Source organism: Sinorhizobium prairiense (assembly GCF_029201645.2).
In the GTDB taxonomy this organism is placed as follows: Bacteria; Pseudomonadota; Alphaproteobacteria; order Rhizobiales; family Rhizobiaceae; genus Sinorhizobium; species Sinorhizobium meliloti_A.
Map to the genome: position 1 here is coordinate 581,002 of NZ_CP104133.1, position 14,712 is coordinate 595,713.

General features: G+C 62.6%; 11 protein-coding genes and 2 pseudogenes. 7 read left to right on the forward strand and 6 right to left on the reverse strand.

Annotated features, from left to right (window positions below; genetic code table 11):
- The first annotated feature begins 20 nt into the window (after positions 1-20).
- Positions 21-881: a DMT family transporter gene (locus N0Q91_RS26005; protein ID WP_275599563.1), complete on the forward strand. Its 861-nt coding sequence runs from the start codon at positions 21-23 to the stop codon at positions 879-881.
- Positions 882-1,069: 188 nt separating this feature from the next.
- Positions 1,070-1,599 (forward strand): annotated as a pseudogene (locus N0Q91_RS26010) (hypothetical protein).
- A 23-nt stretch (positions 1,600-1,622) separates the two neighbouring features.
- On the opposite strand, the gene N0Q91_RS26015 reads toward N0Q91_RS26010, so the two are convergent.
- On the reverse strand, positions 1,623-2,771 hold the full coding sequence (locus N0Q91_RS26015; protein ID WP_275599564.1) for an RHE_PE00001 family protein: 1,149 nt from the start codon (positions 2,769-2,771) through the stop codon (positions 1,623-1,625).
- 375 nt (positions 2,772-3,146) lie between these two features.
- On the opposite strand from N0Q91_RS26015, the gene N0Q91_RS26020 reads away from it, so the two are divergent.
- Positions 3,147-3,986, forward strand: coding sequence for a glycosyl transferase (locus tag N0Q91_RS26020; RefSeq protein ID WP_275599565.1), 840 nt, complete (start codon positions 3,147-3,149; stop codon positions 3,984-3,986).
- Between the two features lie 402 nt (positions 3,987-4,388).
- Here the strand turns inward: N0Q91_RS26020 and repC are convergent, their stop codons facing one another.
- The 3 genes from repC to repA all read right to left on the reverse strand — a co-directional run bounded on the left by repC (position 4,389) and on the right by repA (position 8,056).
- Positions 4,389-5,699 carry a plasmid replication protein RepC gene (repC, locus tag N0Q91_RS26025; protein ID WP_275599737.1) on the reverse strand — a complete coding sequence of 437 codons (1,311 nt, stop codon included), beginning with the start codon at positions 5,697-5,699 and terminating at the stop codon, positions 4,389-4,391.
- 155 nt (positions 5,700-5,854) lie between these two features.
- Entirely contained in the window at positions 5,855-6,859 is a 1,005-nt protein-coding gene (gene repB / locus N0Q91_RS26030; protein WP_100670990.1) for a plasmid partitioning protein RepB, read from the reverse strand.
- Between the two features lie 3 nt (positions 6,860-6,862).
- A complete protein-coding gene (repA, locus tag N0Q91_RS26035; RefSeq protein WP_375341903.1) occupies positions 6,863-8,056 on the reverse strand; it encodes a plasmid partitioning protein RepA in 1,194 nt (397 codons plus the stop codon).
- Between the two features lie 370 nt (positions 8,057-8,426).
- Here repA and N0Q91_RS26040 point away from each other — a divergent pair, with 370 nt between their 5' ends.
- The 3 genes and pseudogenes from N0Q91_RS26040 to N0Q91_RS26050 all read left to right on the forward strand — a co-directional run bounded on the left by N0Q91_RS26040 (position 8,427) and on the right by N0Q91_RS26050 (position 11,570).
- Complete coding sequence (locus tag N0Q91_RS26040) at positions 8,427-8,615, forward strand: hypothetical protein (protein ID WP_100670988.1); 189 nt, start codon at positions 8,427-8,429, stop codon at positions 8,613-8,615.
- Positions 8,616-8,783: 168 nt separating this feature from the next.
- A complete protein-coding gene (gene hutC, locus N0Q91_RS26045) occupies positions 8,784-9,491 on the forward strand; it encodes a histidine utilization transcriptional repressor HutC (RefSeq protein ID WP_100670986.1) in 708 nt (235 codons plus the stop codon).
- 118 nt (positions 9,492-9,609) lie between these two features.
- Positions 9,610-11,570, forward strand: a pseudogene (locus N0Q91_RS26050) (elongation factor G).
- Positions 11,571-11,699: 129 nt separating this feature from the next.
- Here the strand turns inward: N0Q91_RS26050 and N0Q91_RS26055 are convergent.
- Entirely contained in the window at positions 11,700-12,227 is a 528-nt protein-coding gene (locus tag N0Q91_RS26055) for a hypothetical protein (RefSeq protein WP_100670982.1), read from the reverse strand.
- A gap of 77 nt (positions 12,228-12,304) precedes the next feature.
- Positions 12,305-13,132 carry an alpha/beta fold hydrolase gene (locus N0Q91_RS26060; protein ID WP_275599566.1) on the reverse strand — a complete coding sequence of 276 codons (828 nt, stop codon included), beginning with the start codon at positions 13,130-13,132 and terminating at the stop codon, positions 12,305-12,307.
- Positions 13,133-13,280: 148 nt separating this feature from the next.
- Here N0Q91_RS26060 and N0Q91_RS26065 point away from each other — a divergent pair, with 148 nt between their 5' ends.
- Positions 13,281-14,270, forward strand: coding sequence for a GlxA family transcriptional regulator (locus N0Q91_RS26065; RefSeq protein WP_100670978.1), 990 nt, complete (start codon positions 13,281-13,283; stop codon positions 14,268-14,270).
- Positions 14,271-14,712: the final 442 nt, after the last annotated feature.

The following is a 14,712-nucleotide window of genomic DNA, read 5'->3' on the forward strand; positions in this document are numbered from 1 at the left end:
GGAGAAAAAGGAGCATAGGTATGAACAAGGCAGCAAGCGGCTGGATGAGTGGTTTGATCGGCGTCGTGATCTTCAGCGGTTCGTTGCCGGCGACCCGCGTCGCAGTGATGGACTTCGACCCTATCTTCCTGACCGTGGCACGGGCGACGATCGCCGGACTTCTCGCCTTGTGCCTGCTCTTCGCGTTCCGAGAAAGACGGCCTGCCCGCGGAGACCTCGCATCGCTGGCCGTGATCTCGCTCGGCGTCGTCGTCGGTTTCCCGCTTCTGACGGCGCTTGCGCTGCGTCACGTGACCTCCGCCCATTCCATCGTCTTCATCGGCCTTCTGCCGCTTGCGACCGCGATTTTCGGCGTGCTTCGCGGCGGCGAGCGTCCACGCCCGACCTTCTGGGTGTTCTCCGGCCTCGGCAGCGCGATCGTCGTCGGCTTCGCGGCACGGCAGGGCTTTTCCGCCTCGCCGATCGGGGATCTCCTGATGCTCGCCGCCATCGTCGCCTGCGGGCTCGGTTACGCGGAGGGTGCGAAGCTGTCGCGCAGGCTCGGCGGCTGGCAGGTCATTTCCTGGGCCCTCGTCCTCTCCCTTCCGATCATGACGGCCCTGATGCTCGCCACCATGCCGTCGAGTCTTGCGGGCCCGAGCGTCGCTTCCTGGCTCGGCTTCGGATACGTCTCCGTCTTCAGCATGCTCATCGGCTTCATCTTCTGGTATCGCGGCCTGGCGCTGGGAGGGATCGTGGCGGTCGGCCAGTTACAATTGCTGCAGCCCTTCTTTGGTCTTGCGCTGGCTTCGACATTGCTCGGCGAAACCGTCAGCTGGGGCATGCTTGCCGCGACGGTCGCCATCGTCGCCTGCGTCGCCGGCGCAAGAAAATTTGCCTGACCTCCGGCGGCCGTTCTGGAGTCATCCGGCGTCTGCCCGCCGCGGCCGATCGGTGATACTGTTGCGATAACGGCCCGCCGGAACCTTCGCAGGCATCCGTGGTTTCATTCGGACCGGTCGCTCAACGAGCGTCTGCGGAAGACCGCGTGCCTTTCCTCACTCCGCTCCAGAACGGGAGGCTTATGACGATGATGCGGCGGAAGATATCCCGGTTCGTGCTTGCGGGGTTCGTGCTCGTCGGGGGATACTTCCCTTGGAGACGAGCGCTGCCCCGGCCGACGAGGCCGCCTTTCTCAATTCGCTGGAGGGCCGATGGACCGGCGGCGGCACGGTGCTGCTTCGCATCGACCGAGGACCGATCAATGTCTCGTGCAATTTCAGCTCGGATGCGACCGGTACCGCCCTCGCCATGAGAGGAACCTGCCGCGGTCTGCTCGTGGTGTCACGCTCGATCAGCGCGGATCTGCGATCCGACGGCGCCCGCTATACCGGCATCTATGTCGGCCCGAGAGGCGGGCGGTCCGCTTTGTCCGGGAGCCGCCGCGGCAACGCCATCAATCTCAGCGTCACCTGGGCAAGGGAAGTCAACGGCGATCGCAAGGCGACACTCATCGTGCACAAACGCGGCGAGAACGGAATGCGCCTCAGTACGGTCGACGTGGATCCGGCGACAGGAAAACGCGTGGTGACGAGCGAGCTCAATCTGCGGCGGAGCTGAAGCGGCCGTTTCCCCTCGCTCTTTCAGAGCACGCCCCAGCCGCGATAGCGCCCCCTGCCCGTCATTTCGCGCACCCCGAGTTCGCGCACAAGATTGAGGGCGCCGCGCGGCGTGACCCCGAGATGGCGCGCGATCAGGGGTGCGGAGACGATCGGCCGCGACAGAACGAGATCGATCAGGCCCGGGAGATTGCTGTTCGATCGGCGGTCTTTGATCCGCATTTCCATCTGCGTCCTGGCGAGCGACAGACGGTCGAGTTCCTTCATGCCGAGTTCGGCCGCCGCGGACATCGCCTCCAGAAAACCGGTGAGACGCGTCAGCCGGTCCTTTGAGCGTCGACGCTCGTGGCGGATCGTCTTCAGGCCGGTATTATAGGCGAGCACGTGCGAACCGACCTTGCCGCGAAATCGAAGATAGGCGCCGACCAGAAGCGAGCCGAGCCAGTGTTGCCGACGCAACGGCTCGATGCGCTCCCATGCATCGAAAAGAACGGCAGCCCCAAGCGCGGCGGGCAGTTGGTCGGCAACCGGCAGCACGGCGCGCCACGCGTCGAGCCGGGTGGCCTCATCCCAGTCGTCATCGAAGAGCAGGCCGAGTTGACCCGTCGGCTCTACTCTCGGCGACTGCGTTTCGATTGCGGGCCGTTCCGCCATGACCGCGCTTCCAGCATGAATGTCCAGCAGCCGCGCGGACCGGGCGATCGCCGCATCGATCTCGGCGAATGCATCGGAAAGGGAGCTGTCCATCGGACCGTCCGCCATGTCGGGCGCATCCGCTTCGTCCCGGAAAGCCGAAGTGTCGGGAGAGTCATGCCTGACTGCCGGACCCGCCTCGCCGCGCAACGCGCTCAGCCCGGGCGGCGACAAGGCCCAGTCGGCATCAGCCAAATCCAATCGTCGCCGCGCCCTCAGAACCGCGTGCGCGATGGTCAGCTCGTGCGACGGAGCGCGCGCGTCCATATGCGAATCGTGTAGAACCAGGTCCTCGACATGGACCAGTTCACCGGCGACCCAAAGGGCCGCCGCCGCGTCGAAAAACTGACCGCGCTCCCGGAAGCCCTCGGCGACGGCATGACGCCCTGCCCGCTCGTCGAGCCGGGCGAGCCCGTCTTCGGCGGCAATCAGGACCGGCAGCAGCGCCGGATCGAGCGGATCAGGGATCTCATATCTCATTTTGAAAGCAAGCGTTGGCGGTGAAACGGAAGGTAACACGTGCCTTCGTTCCGGCACAGCTATTCGAAGGTTTTCCACCCCTATTGTGCTCCGCTCACATCTGTTCCCCGCACGCCGTCCACAAGGACGCTTGCGCGGCGGCGGCGTTGATCTTAAGACCGGCCTGAGGCCAACCAACTTGATGAAGTTGACAGCTGTCAACTCCAGGCCGGCATGGCGGAGCGCCCTTGATCTCGGGGCGCCCGACGGCTCCCGGAACTCCAGAAGGTAACGGCTGTCTGCACAGCGGGAGAGTTCCGGACCGGAGCAAGTCGCCCCTCGGCAAGGCTCAGCTGTGCGGATGCGCCGTTAGACACAAGGAAAAGGCAAGCGTCTATGGTATCCGATATTCTCGCCGCTTCCGGCGGCGTCAAGCAGGTAATCTGTATAAATTGGGGAACGAAATACGGCGCACCTTTCGTGAACCGCCTCTTCGCGATGGTCGCCCGCAACATCACGCCGCCTTTCACCTTCACCTGTTTTACCGACAATAGGGAAGGCCTTCGGTCGGAAATACTCTGCGAGGACCTTCCACCGCTCGATGTCGAGATGCCGGTGAATACCAAGGGAATCTGGCCCAAGGCGCGCCTGTGGGGCCCGGAACTCGGCAGCCTCAAGGGACCGGTACTCTTTCTCGACCTCGATCTGGTGGTCGTCGAATCACTCGACGCGTTTTTCGAGATCGGCGGTCCCAACGATATCGTGATGACACGCAATCAGACGACGCCGCTTGAGCGTCTCGGGCAGACATCGCTGTTCCGCTTCCCTGTCGGAAAGCTGGTTCCATTGCAGGAGAAGTTCCGCGCCGACCCACAACAGGTGGCGGACGAATATGAATTCGAGCAACGCTTCGTGACGCGCAACGCGCCAGGAGGGGCGAAATTCTTCCCGCGGCGTTTCGTTCTACATTTCCGCCAGGATTGTCGGCGGCCATTCCCCTTGAACTACTTCCTGCCGCCACAGGTGCCGGCGGATGCACGCGTGGTTATTTTTCCGCGCGGTCTGCTGCCGCAACATGCGATAGACGGGCAGTTCGGATATAAGGGGCGGGTGGCGACGCCGATCGATCATATTCGCGGGCTCTTCTCTCCAGACAGAAGAGAAAAGAGCGCGTTCCGCTACCTCCGGCACTATATTCTCCCGAGCCCATGGGTCGCGGAACACTGGCGCGAGTGACGGCAAAGTTCGCATTGTTGACAGCTGTCAACTGGGGAAACGGCAGCAGGGATGGACACTTGCATATCGTCGGTCCCGATGCTCCCAAATTGGTTGGCCGTCCGGACGACGTTCGATCGATTGGAGAATAGGGGAGGTGGTTCGCCGCGTCGTTGTGGTAAAGCCCCGCAAGAGACCCGTCCGTGTGACGGAACTTATTGACGATTTAGCTTCCGCATTGCCGGTTTATTGCCTTGTTCGCCAATGCCTTACGATAGAAGCAAAATTGTTAAGAAACAGACACCAAGGCGGCAAATCAAAACGGATGCGAATCCCGAGCTGAGGCGAGTTTCCCCTATCTGGAGCGTCAAGGCAACCGCCAGTGGCCGGCGTCGCAAGCCTGAGTCCGCTGAGCGAGAGGCGTCAACCAGCAAGCGGCACGTTTGGCCCTCGCGCGCGCCTCAGTGCAGCGACCATCGGAGCAACCGAGAAAGACTGGCGCCGCGCTCTCGCGGTAAGAACCCGAAGATAGCCGCCGGGCGAACTTATGCAATCGGCTCTCTCCAGGATACAGGCGATGACGGTCGCAGCATTTTCCTGGCCGAGGACCGTGCATGCATCGTCATAGGCATCCGTGCTCACGTTCAGCATGGTCCTGACGACGACTGCCGCGGTCAGCAGTTCCTTCCAGGTCGTTATACGGCCCTGTGGTCCGTAATCGGTGATCTGCGGGCAAGCGGATAGGAGGACGGTCAGGGGAATTTCCCGGGCGAGACGGGAGATCGGCAGAGATGGAGGCGCCGGGCTAACAGGGGTCTGCGCATCGACATAGGTCGAGACCTCCGAGAGCTTCGCCTTCGGTGTTACAGGATCCACGTTGCAGCTTCGGGCGCTTGCCGAAAATTTCCCCGACCCTTTTCCCAAACCAGGTTCAAATTCAAATTGAGAGTCTGGATGTGAATTCTGTATGTGCTGCCCATTATGGCGATCATTGGCATCCATTTTTTCCGAATTAAGTAGTTTTTCCAATCGATTGGACAGATCGGCGCGAATTTCCGCCATAGCGTCGTGCAGGGCCTCGACGTCGCTGACCGATGCCTTGCGCGAGAGAGGCGCGGACAATTCTTCATATCGCCGCTGCTGCTGCTCCCAGCCGGCTGGCACGCCTGATTCACGAAGGAGCTCGAGCAGCTTGGCGATGTCGCGCCGGCAGAGGCTCAGCCTTTCGCGCATCTGACGGTGATACTGTTTGGCTGCGGCAAGTTCGGCAGCGGCGGTTTTGAACTCATCGGCCCGGGCTACGAGTGGGGAGAGGTCGAATCCGAAAGCTTCGCCTACCGCACCATTGCGGCTCCTTCGAGCGTAACGTTTACCATTTGGGCTGTCGCGCCGCAGGATCAGACCCGATTCCACGAGGCATGCAAGATGCCGGCGGAGCGTGGTGCCCGCCATTCCGTGGGTTCGGAGCGAGAGCTGCGCATTGGAGGGGAAAACGACGAGTCCATTTTCGCCCGAGAGCTCGGCTCCTGGGTAGAAGCTCAAAAGGGCGTTCAACACCGCAAGCGAACGATCGGACACGCCGATCACCGTCTTCGCTTCACAGAGAGAACGAAACAATTTCCACTTGTCCACCGACCGGTCCGGCGGGACGTTGCCGGCGGCGATCTGACTTGCGAGCATGCCAAGCGTCATCGCCCGCCGCCCAAAGGGCGTCGTCACACTTCCACGTTCCATTTTCTTCACCTTTTCCAAGGCAAAAGAAATTCGTTCGCCGAAACGACGTCAAAAATGCTTGACACTGATTCGCGGAAATGGGATTCTCTAGTTGCTACACGAGAGAAGGGTTTCCGCAGCGCTAGTCGTTCGGAAGCCTTTTTCTTTTGCTCTGTTTAGTCTCCTGTTTCCCGTTGATATTCGAGGTAGAGCGCTTCAAGCCTCTTCCTCACGAATTCTGCAAAGCCCGGTGCCGCCTTCTTGCTGAAGGCCAGCGTCGTTTCCGCATCCGTTTCACGAATCCGCACGGCGCGGCTCCTGTCCGGAGCAATCCAGGTTTCCGCCTTTGAGGGCTTCCTGGCGAGGCTCAGCAAGGCGAACAGCTTTTCGAAACGCTGATCGCTCTCCAGCGCCGTGAACTCGGGCGCATCGATGAAATCCAATGCCTTCGGACGCCAGTCATCGCGGTCGATGAGATCGGCGAGTTCGATCCATCGCCTCCTGCCGAAACCCGGCGCGGCACCGATGGCTTCGATGATTTCCAACGGCAATCGGCGGACGACGGCGATCATCTTGGAGAGCGCCGCCTTGTCCACCCCGAGGGCCGACATGATCGTGTCCCGCGAGAAGCCGCGATCTTCGAGACGCGTTGCGAATAAGGCTCGCTCTATGAAGGAGAGGTCGGTGCGGGCGTTGTTTTCCTGCCCCTGGGAAATGACGAGCTGCTCGTCGTTCAGGTTCCGGATGACCGCCTTGACCTTGGTGCCGATCTCGCGCAAGGCCGCAAGCCGCCTGTGGCCGTAGGCGACCTGATATCGGCCGCTCTCCGCCGGATGCGGCCGCACGAGGATCGGAACCTGTTGTCCGTGGTCCCGGATCTGCTGAACCAGCATGGCCTGAACCTCGGGGGCGACACCCAGCCTATCGATGATGAAAGAGGAATCGATCAGCTCCGGGTCCAGTTCGACGATCGCGTGCCCCTCGGCAAGCTGGCGCTCCAATTCCTCCGCTCGTTCGACCTTCTGGGTGATGTTCGAAAGGGATCTGGTGATGCCGCCGACGAGGCCATTGGAGCGCTGGGCGGGCGCAAGACCCGCGATCGGACGACCCACGGCCGGACGCTCCCCGTCTTCGGAGGCGAGGGGGCTGTCGGAAATGCCGATCAGGTTCTTGCGGGCCATCGGTTACTTCCTCCCCCAGACCCTGCGGATCATCTCTTCGATCTCTGCATTGACGAGGGAGAGCGAATCCATCGCCCGATCGTAGGTACCGCGTATGAATTGCGAGCGCTCCACCTCATAGAGCGTCTGCTTGGTCACGCCGGCGTCGGAAATCGCAGTCGATTTCACCATCGCGTTTTGCAGCATGCGGTTACCGAAGATCGCGCGCATGAAACCGGTCATCTGACTCTGCGGTCCGTCGTTCGGCTCGAAACGCGTGACCAGATAGCGCATCCAGTCATAGCTGGTGCGCCCGCCGGCGTTCTCGACAACGGCCATGAGCTCGCTCGTCATCGACAGGAACTGGGACATCGACATGACGTCGAGCATCTGCGGGTGCACGGTGATGAGCACGGAGGTCGCGGCGCAAAGCGCCGACATGGTCAGGAAGCCGAGCTGCGGCGGGCAGTCGATGACGACGATGTCGTAGAAGCTCTCGATCTCGGAAAGCACCTCGCCGATCCGCGCGAAGAACATGGTTTCGGTGGAGCCCGCGATCATGGCCTTCGGAGTCTCGTGCTCGAATTCCATGAGTTCGAGATTGCCCGGAATGAGGTGAAGATTGGCGGTATAGGTGGACCGGACCACCTCCGCGACCGGCCGGGGGGCCTCGTAGCGTATGGCGCCGTAGAGCGTTTCCCCTTCGCCGACGTCCAGTTCCGGCTGATGGCCGAAGAGGGCGGAGAGGGAGGCCTGCGGATCGAGATCGATCGCCAGGACCCGATAGCCGCGCAAGGCGAGATACTGCGCGAGGTGAGCGGATGTCGTCGTCTTGCCTGAACCGCCTTTGAAATTCATGACGGAGATGACCTGCAGCTTCTCGCCTGGTCGGCGATGCGGAATATATTTTCCGGTCTTGCTGCCTTCGTCGAGGACTCGGCGGATACGGTCGATGTCCTCCATCGCATACATGCGGCGGCCGTTTGACAGCGGCTGCGGGCCATGGCCTTCTGAGGCGATCTGGCGCAGATAGCCTTCGCCGATTCCGATGAAGGCCGCTGCCTCTGCCGGACTGAAGAGCCGCATCGTCTTTTGCGCCGACGGAGAAAAGATCTTCTTCTGATGCTCCTGCAACTGGTGTGCGAGTTCCTGAGCGTCGGCAGACAAGAGCGACGGCAGATGCTCCTGCTCCTCAAGACTCTGGATTCTCTGTTGCAACATTCCTATTCTCCAAAAACTGCGCAAAATTCCCCGATGGGAGCTGATCTGCGCAGTTATACTATGCGCCGATTCGTTGCCATTTTACAAACGCTTAACAAAAAGCTCGGTTGTGCTGCCGGAGCGCTGCAATTTTGTCATCCGGCAGTTCATTGGTTGTCCGCGGACAACTCGCCGGCAGCCCAGCCGGACCGATCCGGCCGACATTTGCATTGGCGAAACGTCGCGTATCCGAGCGGTCGCGCAAATCTCCTCCTGACGGTGCAATCGCCACGGGGCCGCTATAGATCATAATTTTAGTAGACTATTGACAGCGGACCGGATTGTGACAGGATCGAGCGCGGCAGGTCGGATAAGAGAAGGATAAGGCATGTTCTATCTCGGCGGAATGACCCTCGGCTACCTCGTCCCACCCCGGCGCACCGGCGTGGCCCGCAAACCCGCGGCCAGCAAGGAGCCGGCGAACGACCGTCCCGACCGGGAGAACGCGCCGGGTGACGGCGAAGGGGATCGGGAGTGGGCTCGAGCCTTCCTGGCGCCGTGGCACCTCTTCTATTGAAACGCCTCTGCCGCAAGTCCTTCTCTTGAAGCGACGATGCGTCGGGAAACATGCGGGAGGGCTGTCGTCTTGGCGCGAAATGGGTAAGGTACGGGGTCGTTTACGAGCGAGGGTCCCGCCATTTCCAGCAATCGTGCCTACACCGAAGAAAAACGTCAGGAACAGCCTCTGTCGCTGCATCAGAAAATTCTGAGCGAGGTTGAGGGCCACATTCTTTCCGGCGACTGGCCGCCGGGGTACCGCATTCCTTTCGAGCACGAACTCACGGAGCAATACGGCTGTTCGCGAATGACCGTGAACAAGGCCCTGAGCGAACTCGTGAAGCGGGGACTGATCGAGCGGCGGCGCAAGTCCGGAAGCTATGTCAGCTTTCCGCAGGTCCAATCCGCGGTGATGGAGATTCACGACGTCAAGCGGGAGGTGCAGTCCCTCGGGCTCGACTACGCCTACCGTCTCGGCGAGCGAGCGGTGCGCAAGATGCGTGCCGGCGATGAGGGGCGCATCGATCTGCCTCTCTCGTCGCGGCTTCTCGATGTCACCTGCCGCCATTTTGCCGGCGGCCGGGTTTTCTGCCTCGAGGAGCGGTTGATCAATCTTTCGGCGGTGCCGGAAGCCGAGATCGAGACCTTCGAGACCGCTGCCCCGGGCTCGTGGCTGCTCGGTAAGGTGCCCTGGAGCACCGCGGAACATCGCATCAGGGCCGTCGCGGCGAGCCGCCCGACGGCCCAGGCGCTCGAAGTGGCGGTCGGCGCGGCCTGTCTCGTCATCGAGCGACGGACCTGGAGCGGCGGCGTACCGGTCACCAGCGTGCTGCTCACCTATCCCGGAGATCGCCACGAGCTCATTGCGGAGTTCGCGCCGAGCGCGCCCGCATAGACCGCGTCAATTCCTGCTAACGCGCAATTTTTGCAAGAAAAAGCACCAATCTCTGGCGCTTTGGCTCGTCGAAGGGCATCCTGTCTGCAGTGTCATCCTGGCAGAGGGAGGAACGCCGATGCGCTGCTTTACTGTACTCGGTCCTTCGCAGATCGGAAAATCCACGCTCGTGGAGAGGGTGGGCTCGCTGGGAGGCGAGCCGAAAAAATCAGTTACGCCATATGGACTGGGCCTCACCGAATTCGAATTCGGCGGCGAGGCCTGGTGCGCGCTCGACGTTCCCGGCAATAATGAGGCCCTGGCGCATGCGCAGCATGCGCTGCTCGCGAGCGACGCATGTGTTCTCTGTGTTTCGCCGATACTGGACGAGGCGGTTCTCGCCGCCCCTTACTTGCGCATGATCGAGGCGTCCGGCACGCCTTGCATCCTCTTCATCAACCGCATGGACGAGCCGCGAGGGCGCATAAGGGACATCGTCGCCGCCCTGCAGGATTTCTGCAGCCGCCCGCTCATCCTGCGGCAGATTCCCATCCGCGACGGCGACAGGATCATCGGCAGCTGCGATCTGATTTCGGAGCGGGCCTGGCGCTATCGCGAGGGACAGCCGTCCTCTCTCTTCGATATCCCCGAAAGCGCGGTGGAGCGCGAACACGAGGCACGCGCGGAGCTTCTCGAGCACCTTTCGGAATTCGACGATTGGCTGCTGGAAGAGCTCATCGAGGACCGCGAGCCGACCAGCGACGCGATCTATTCGATCTCGACACGGGTTCTGAACGAAAACAGGATCATTCCGGTGCTCCTCGGCTCCGCCGGCCACGGCAACGGCCTGATGCGGCTGATGAAGGCGCTCCGCCACGAGGCGCCGCGCGCTGAGGCGCTGAGAAAACGCCTTGCCGCGGGTGCCGGCGTCGACGAGGCGACGCTCCTCGCAGTCAGTTTCCATGCCCATTATCGCCAGAGCGTCGGCAAGACGGTTCTTGCCCGCGCTCTCCAGAACGGAGTGAAGCAGGGGGCGACGCTCGGCGGCGGAAGTCTCGGCGCTCTGCAGGATCCCGCAAGCGGCCGGCCCATCGGTTCGGGCGTGACCGAGGCGGGCCAGCTCTTCGGAGCGGTCAAATCCGACCACCTGCCGGTCCCCTCGCTGTTGACGGCCGGCGCGGCCCTCGCTCCGCCCGACTGGACGACCCCCCGAACCCCATGCTCGAGCGGATACTGGTGCCGGCGAGCGAACGCGACGAGACCAAGCTTTCCGAGACCCTTGCGAAACTCGCCGAGACAGATCGCGGCCTGAAGGTGATGCAGGAGGAGGGGACAGGGGCGCAGCTCGTTTGCGCCCAAGGCCCGGTGCATCTGCGCGAAGTCTGCAGGACGTTGTCGGACGTCTTCCATGTCGAGGTGAGCGACCGGTCCCCGAGCCCGATCTACCGGGAGACCGTCTCGAAGTCCTCGGACGTCCATTACCGTCATCGCAAGCAGACCGGCGGGGCCGGGCAATTCGCGGATGTGAAGCTCAGCGTCCATCCGAACGGACGAGGCGACGGATTTTCCTTTGCCGAGACGGTCAAGGGCGGTGCCGTGCCGCGCAATTACATCCCTGCGGTCGAGGCGGGCGCACGCGAGGCGATGGAGAAGGGACCCCTCGGCTTCAAGGTCATCGATGTCGGCGTGCTGCTCACCGACGGCCAACACCATTCGGTCGACAGCTCGGAATATGCGTTCCGCACGGCCGGCAAGCTTGGCGTCCGGCAGGCGCTGTCGCAGGCCGCCTCCGTACTGATGCAACCGGTCTTTCGCGTCGAAATCCATGTCCCGTCGGTCTATTCGGGCAGTCTCGTGCCGATCGTTGCCTCGTTGAAGGGCCAGGTGCTGGGCTTCGATCGGGACGAAGCGGCGAAAGGCTGGGATATCTTCCGCGCCCTTCTGCCCGGCAGCGCGCTCGACGACCTGGCGCGCTCGCTCAGATCCGCCACCCAGGGCATCGGCTATTTTTCCAAGAGTTTCGATCATTTCGAGGAACTCTACGGCAAGGAAGCCCAGGCGATCGTCACCGCTCACGGAGCGCCGGCCAACGAGCATTGACCGACAGCACGGAGCGCGCCGTATCGATACGGCGCTTGTTGGGTCATCCCCGGCCTGGAGCGTTCAGCGTTTCCTTGAAACACCGAACGCTCCAACGTTTTGAAATTACGCACTGCCGACGGAAAACCGCTACGCACTTTTCCTGGATCTCGGGCGCACGGGCAGCGGCAATGCCGCCCGTCGCGACCCGATGACCGCAGTTGCGCCGAGCACGATGCCTGCCGTCAGCAACAGGGCTTGCGCAGCGACGAAGGGCGCCTCGGTTTGCGTCGGCGCCAGCGGCTGCAGCACCGGAACCTTGAGGAAGCTCTGCACGACAAGAACGAAGAGGTTGAGATAGAGCGCGAATGTCGCGCTCACCACATAGGCCGGCCGGGCCCAGCCGCGGAGCGTCAAGGCATAAAGCGCGGCAAAGGCGATGACGAGGGTGAGGACGGAAATCGCTCCGACCACCAGTGCGGGCGTGATCCCGCTGAAGGGAAAGAGGAAGCCGGTGATGCTGGTGGCCGCGGTGGTGACGAGGAAAACTGCGTGCCAATGGCCGAGCCAGCGGCCGGCGGCGAGCGCCGGCAGGGCGACGAGGCCGGTTCCGATCCCGATCAGACTGACGGCGACATGCAGGGCAAGAAGGGTCTCGATGGAAAATCCGGGGATCATAGCGCATCTCCTGGAGGCAGGGGGACGAAGCTGGGGGAGGGCGACGGCACCGCCGCCGCGCCTCGCCGGCGTTGAAGTCAAGCTTCGATGAATTCGAGCAGGTCGGCGTTGAAGCGGTCCTGATAGGTCTGCGTCAGGCCATGGTCGGCACCCTCGTAGACCTTCAGCACGGCATGCTTGACGATTTTGACGCTCGAAAGCGCCGAGGCGCCGATCGGCACGATCTGGTCGTCGTCGCCGTGGAGGACCAGGGTCGGCTTGTCGAACTTCGCCAGGTCGGCATTGAAATCGCTTTCCGAGAAGGCGCGGATGCTGTCGAGCTGGCCCTTGAGGCCGCCCATCATGCCCTGCAGCCAGAAGCTCTCGCGGATTCCCTCCGAGATGGAGGCACCCTCGCGATTGTACCCGTAAAAGGGGATCGTCAGATCCCTGAAGAATTGCGAGCGGTCGTCGTAGGTGCCCTTGCGAATGCCATCGAAGACGTCGATCGGCAGGCCGCCGGGGTTGGCCTCGGTTTTCAGCATGAGCGGCGGCACCGCGCCGATCAGCGCCACCTTTGCCACGCGCCCGGTGCCGTGCCGGCCGACGTAGCGGGTGATCTCGCCACCGCCTGTCGAATGCCCGACAAGGATCACGTTGCGCAAGTCCAGCGCCTCGATCAGTTCGGCAAGGTCGTCGGCGTACTGGTCCATGGTGTTGTTGTCCCAGACCTGGTCCGAACGGCCGTGGCTGCGGCGGTCGTGGGCGATGACGCGGTAGCCCTTGTTTGCAAAGAAGACCATCTGCGCATCCCATACGTCGGCCGTGAGCGGCCAGCCATGGGAGAAGAGGATGGGTTGAGCATTGCGCGAGCCCCAGTCCTTGTAGAAGATGCGGGTGCCGTCCCTGGTGGTGATCGTAGCCATTTTCTTCATCCTTTCAGCGGGTTGGAAGACTGCCGGGTGGGATGCCGTACTTGCCGCGCCCCGTGCTTGAAGATTTAGGCCGATTGCGAAATGATCGGGATTGGCGGATCGGACATTAGGCGGGCCGAAACCGACAAAGAGGGGCGACATGGCGAATGGACGAGCACTGCCAGCGAGAGCCGAGATCGGCCTCATGCTTTATCCGGGTTGCCAGATGGCGATGGTCCACGGCATGACGGATCTCATCGGCATAGCCGGTCAATTCTCCGCCGAGCGCGGCGGAACGGTGGCGCGAGTCAGTCACTGGCGGCTTCAGGACGACGGCTGTCTTGCACGCTGTTTCGACACCCATCCCGAACTCGGGTCCCGGCAGGCGCCGGAGATCCTGCTTGTCCCAGGCCGGCTGACGGGACCGATGGAAGCAGAGGAGGCAGCGCCCTATGCGCGCTGGCTGCTCGACCGGCATGCCCAGGGGGCGACGCTGGCATCGACTTGCGGCGGGACTTTCGTGCTTGCGGCGACGGGCCTGCTCAAGGGTCGCCCGGCGACGACGCACTGGCTGTTCGCCAATGCCTTCCGCGATCGTTTCCCCGACGTCCGGCTCGATCCGGACAAGATCGTCATCGAGGACGGGGACCTCATCACCGCCGGCGGCCTCATGGCGTGGACGGACCTCGGCATGCGCCTCGTGGACCGCCTGTTCGGTCCGACGGTGACGGTCGAGACCGGGCGTTTCCTGCTCATCGATCCGGCCGGACGCGAGCAGCGGCACTATTCCAGCTTTTCGCCGCGTCTCAATCACGGTGACGAGGCGATCCTCAAGGTGCAGCATTGGCTGCAGGCGCGCGAGGCCCGCGCCGTCAGCGTCGCGGAGATGGCCAAAGTGGTGGCGATGGAGGAGCGCACGTTCCTGCGCCGTTTCAAGGCGGCGACCGGTATGAAGCCGATCGAATATGCGCAGCATCTGCGCGTCGGCAAGGCGCGTGAGCTCCTGGAGTTCACCAAACGCTCGGTCGAACAGATCGCCTGGACCGTCGGCTATGAGGATGCTGCGGCTTTCCGCAAGCTGTTCCATCGCATCGTCGGGCTGTCGCCGGGCGACTACCGGCACCGTTTCGCCGTAGCGGCTGCCGGATAAACTGCGCGGAGGACGGCGTCGCTTCTTTCGCGCCCGCGGCTGCGGAACAAATTTTCGTCTGAAGAATTAACAGGTGTCGCTTCTGTCCCCCAGCGACATTCAGGACCCCAACCTGTTGCAGTGCCCGCGTCATCCCCTGCGCGGGCACTCGCATGTCTGCGAAACGATTCCCGCCCGCCCTCGGTTGACGACGCAAGCGGGACCCCGCAAAGCGGCGAGGCCCCGCCTGAAGTGTCGCTGAAAAGATCTAGGTCCTTGTATAGGTGGGAAGCCAGGAAGCTAGAGTGCCATCCGCTCCCATCTATAGGACCTTGGTCCGACCCCCTAAGGGCAAAGGTCCTAGGCCCGTTGCCAGCTGAGTCTCAGGGTACATATTGCAGCATTCGCGCCGCGGGAGCCTGGAGCGGAACATTGTGCGGTCTGCCGCCGGCATTTCTGCTCT

Coding starts and splice junctions, on each gene's coding strand:
- N0Q91_RS26060 (WP_275599566.1), bottom strand. CDS start 13,132: ATGGCTACGATCACCACCAGGGACGGCACCCGCATCTTCTACAAGGAC.
- repC (WP_275599737.1), bottom strand. CDS start 5,699: ATGGAACGTGGAAGTGTGACGACGCCCTTTGGGCGGCGGGCGATGACG.
- N0Q91_RS26005 (WP_275599563.1), top strand. CDS start 21: ATGAACAAGGCAGCAAGCGGCTGGATGAGTGGTTTGATCGGCGTCGTG.
- N0Q91_RS26015 (WP_275599564.1), bottom strand. CDS start 2,771: ATGAGATATGAGATCCCTGATCCGCTCGATCCGGCGCTGCTGCCGGTC.
- N0Q91_RS26065 (WP_100670978.1), top strand. CDS start 13,281: ATGGCGAATGGACGAGCACTGCCAGCGAGAGCCGAGATCGGCCTCATG.
- N0Q91_RS26055 (WP_100670982.1), bottom strand. CDS start 12,227: ATGATCCCCGGATTTTCCATCGAGACCCTTCTTGCCCTGCATGTCGCC.
- N0Q91_RS26020 (WP_275599565.1), top strand. CDS start 3,147: ATGGTATCCGATATTCTCGCCGCTTCCGGCGGCGTCAAGCAGGTAATC.
- N0Q91_RS26040 (WP_100670988.1), top strand. CDS start 8,427: ATGTTCTATCTCGGCGGAATGACCCTCGGCTACCTCGTCCCACCCCGG.
- repB (WP_100670990.1), bottom strand. CDS start 6,859: ATGGCCCGCAAGAACCTGATCGGCATTTCCGACAGCCCCCTCGCCTCC.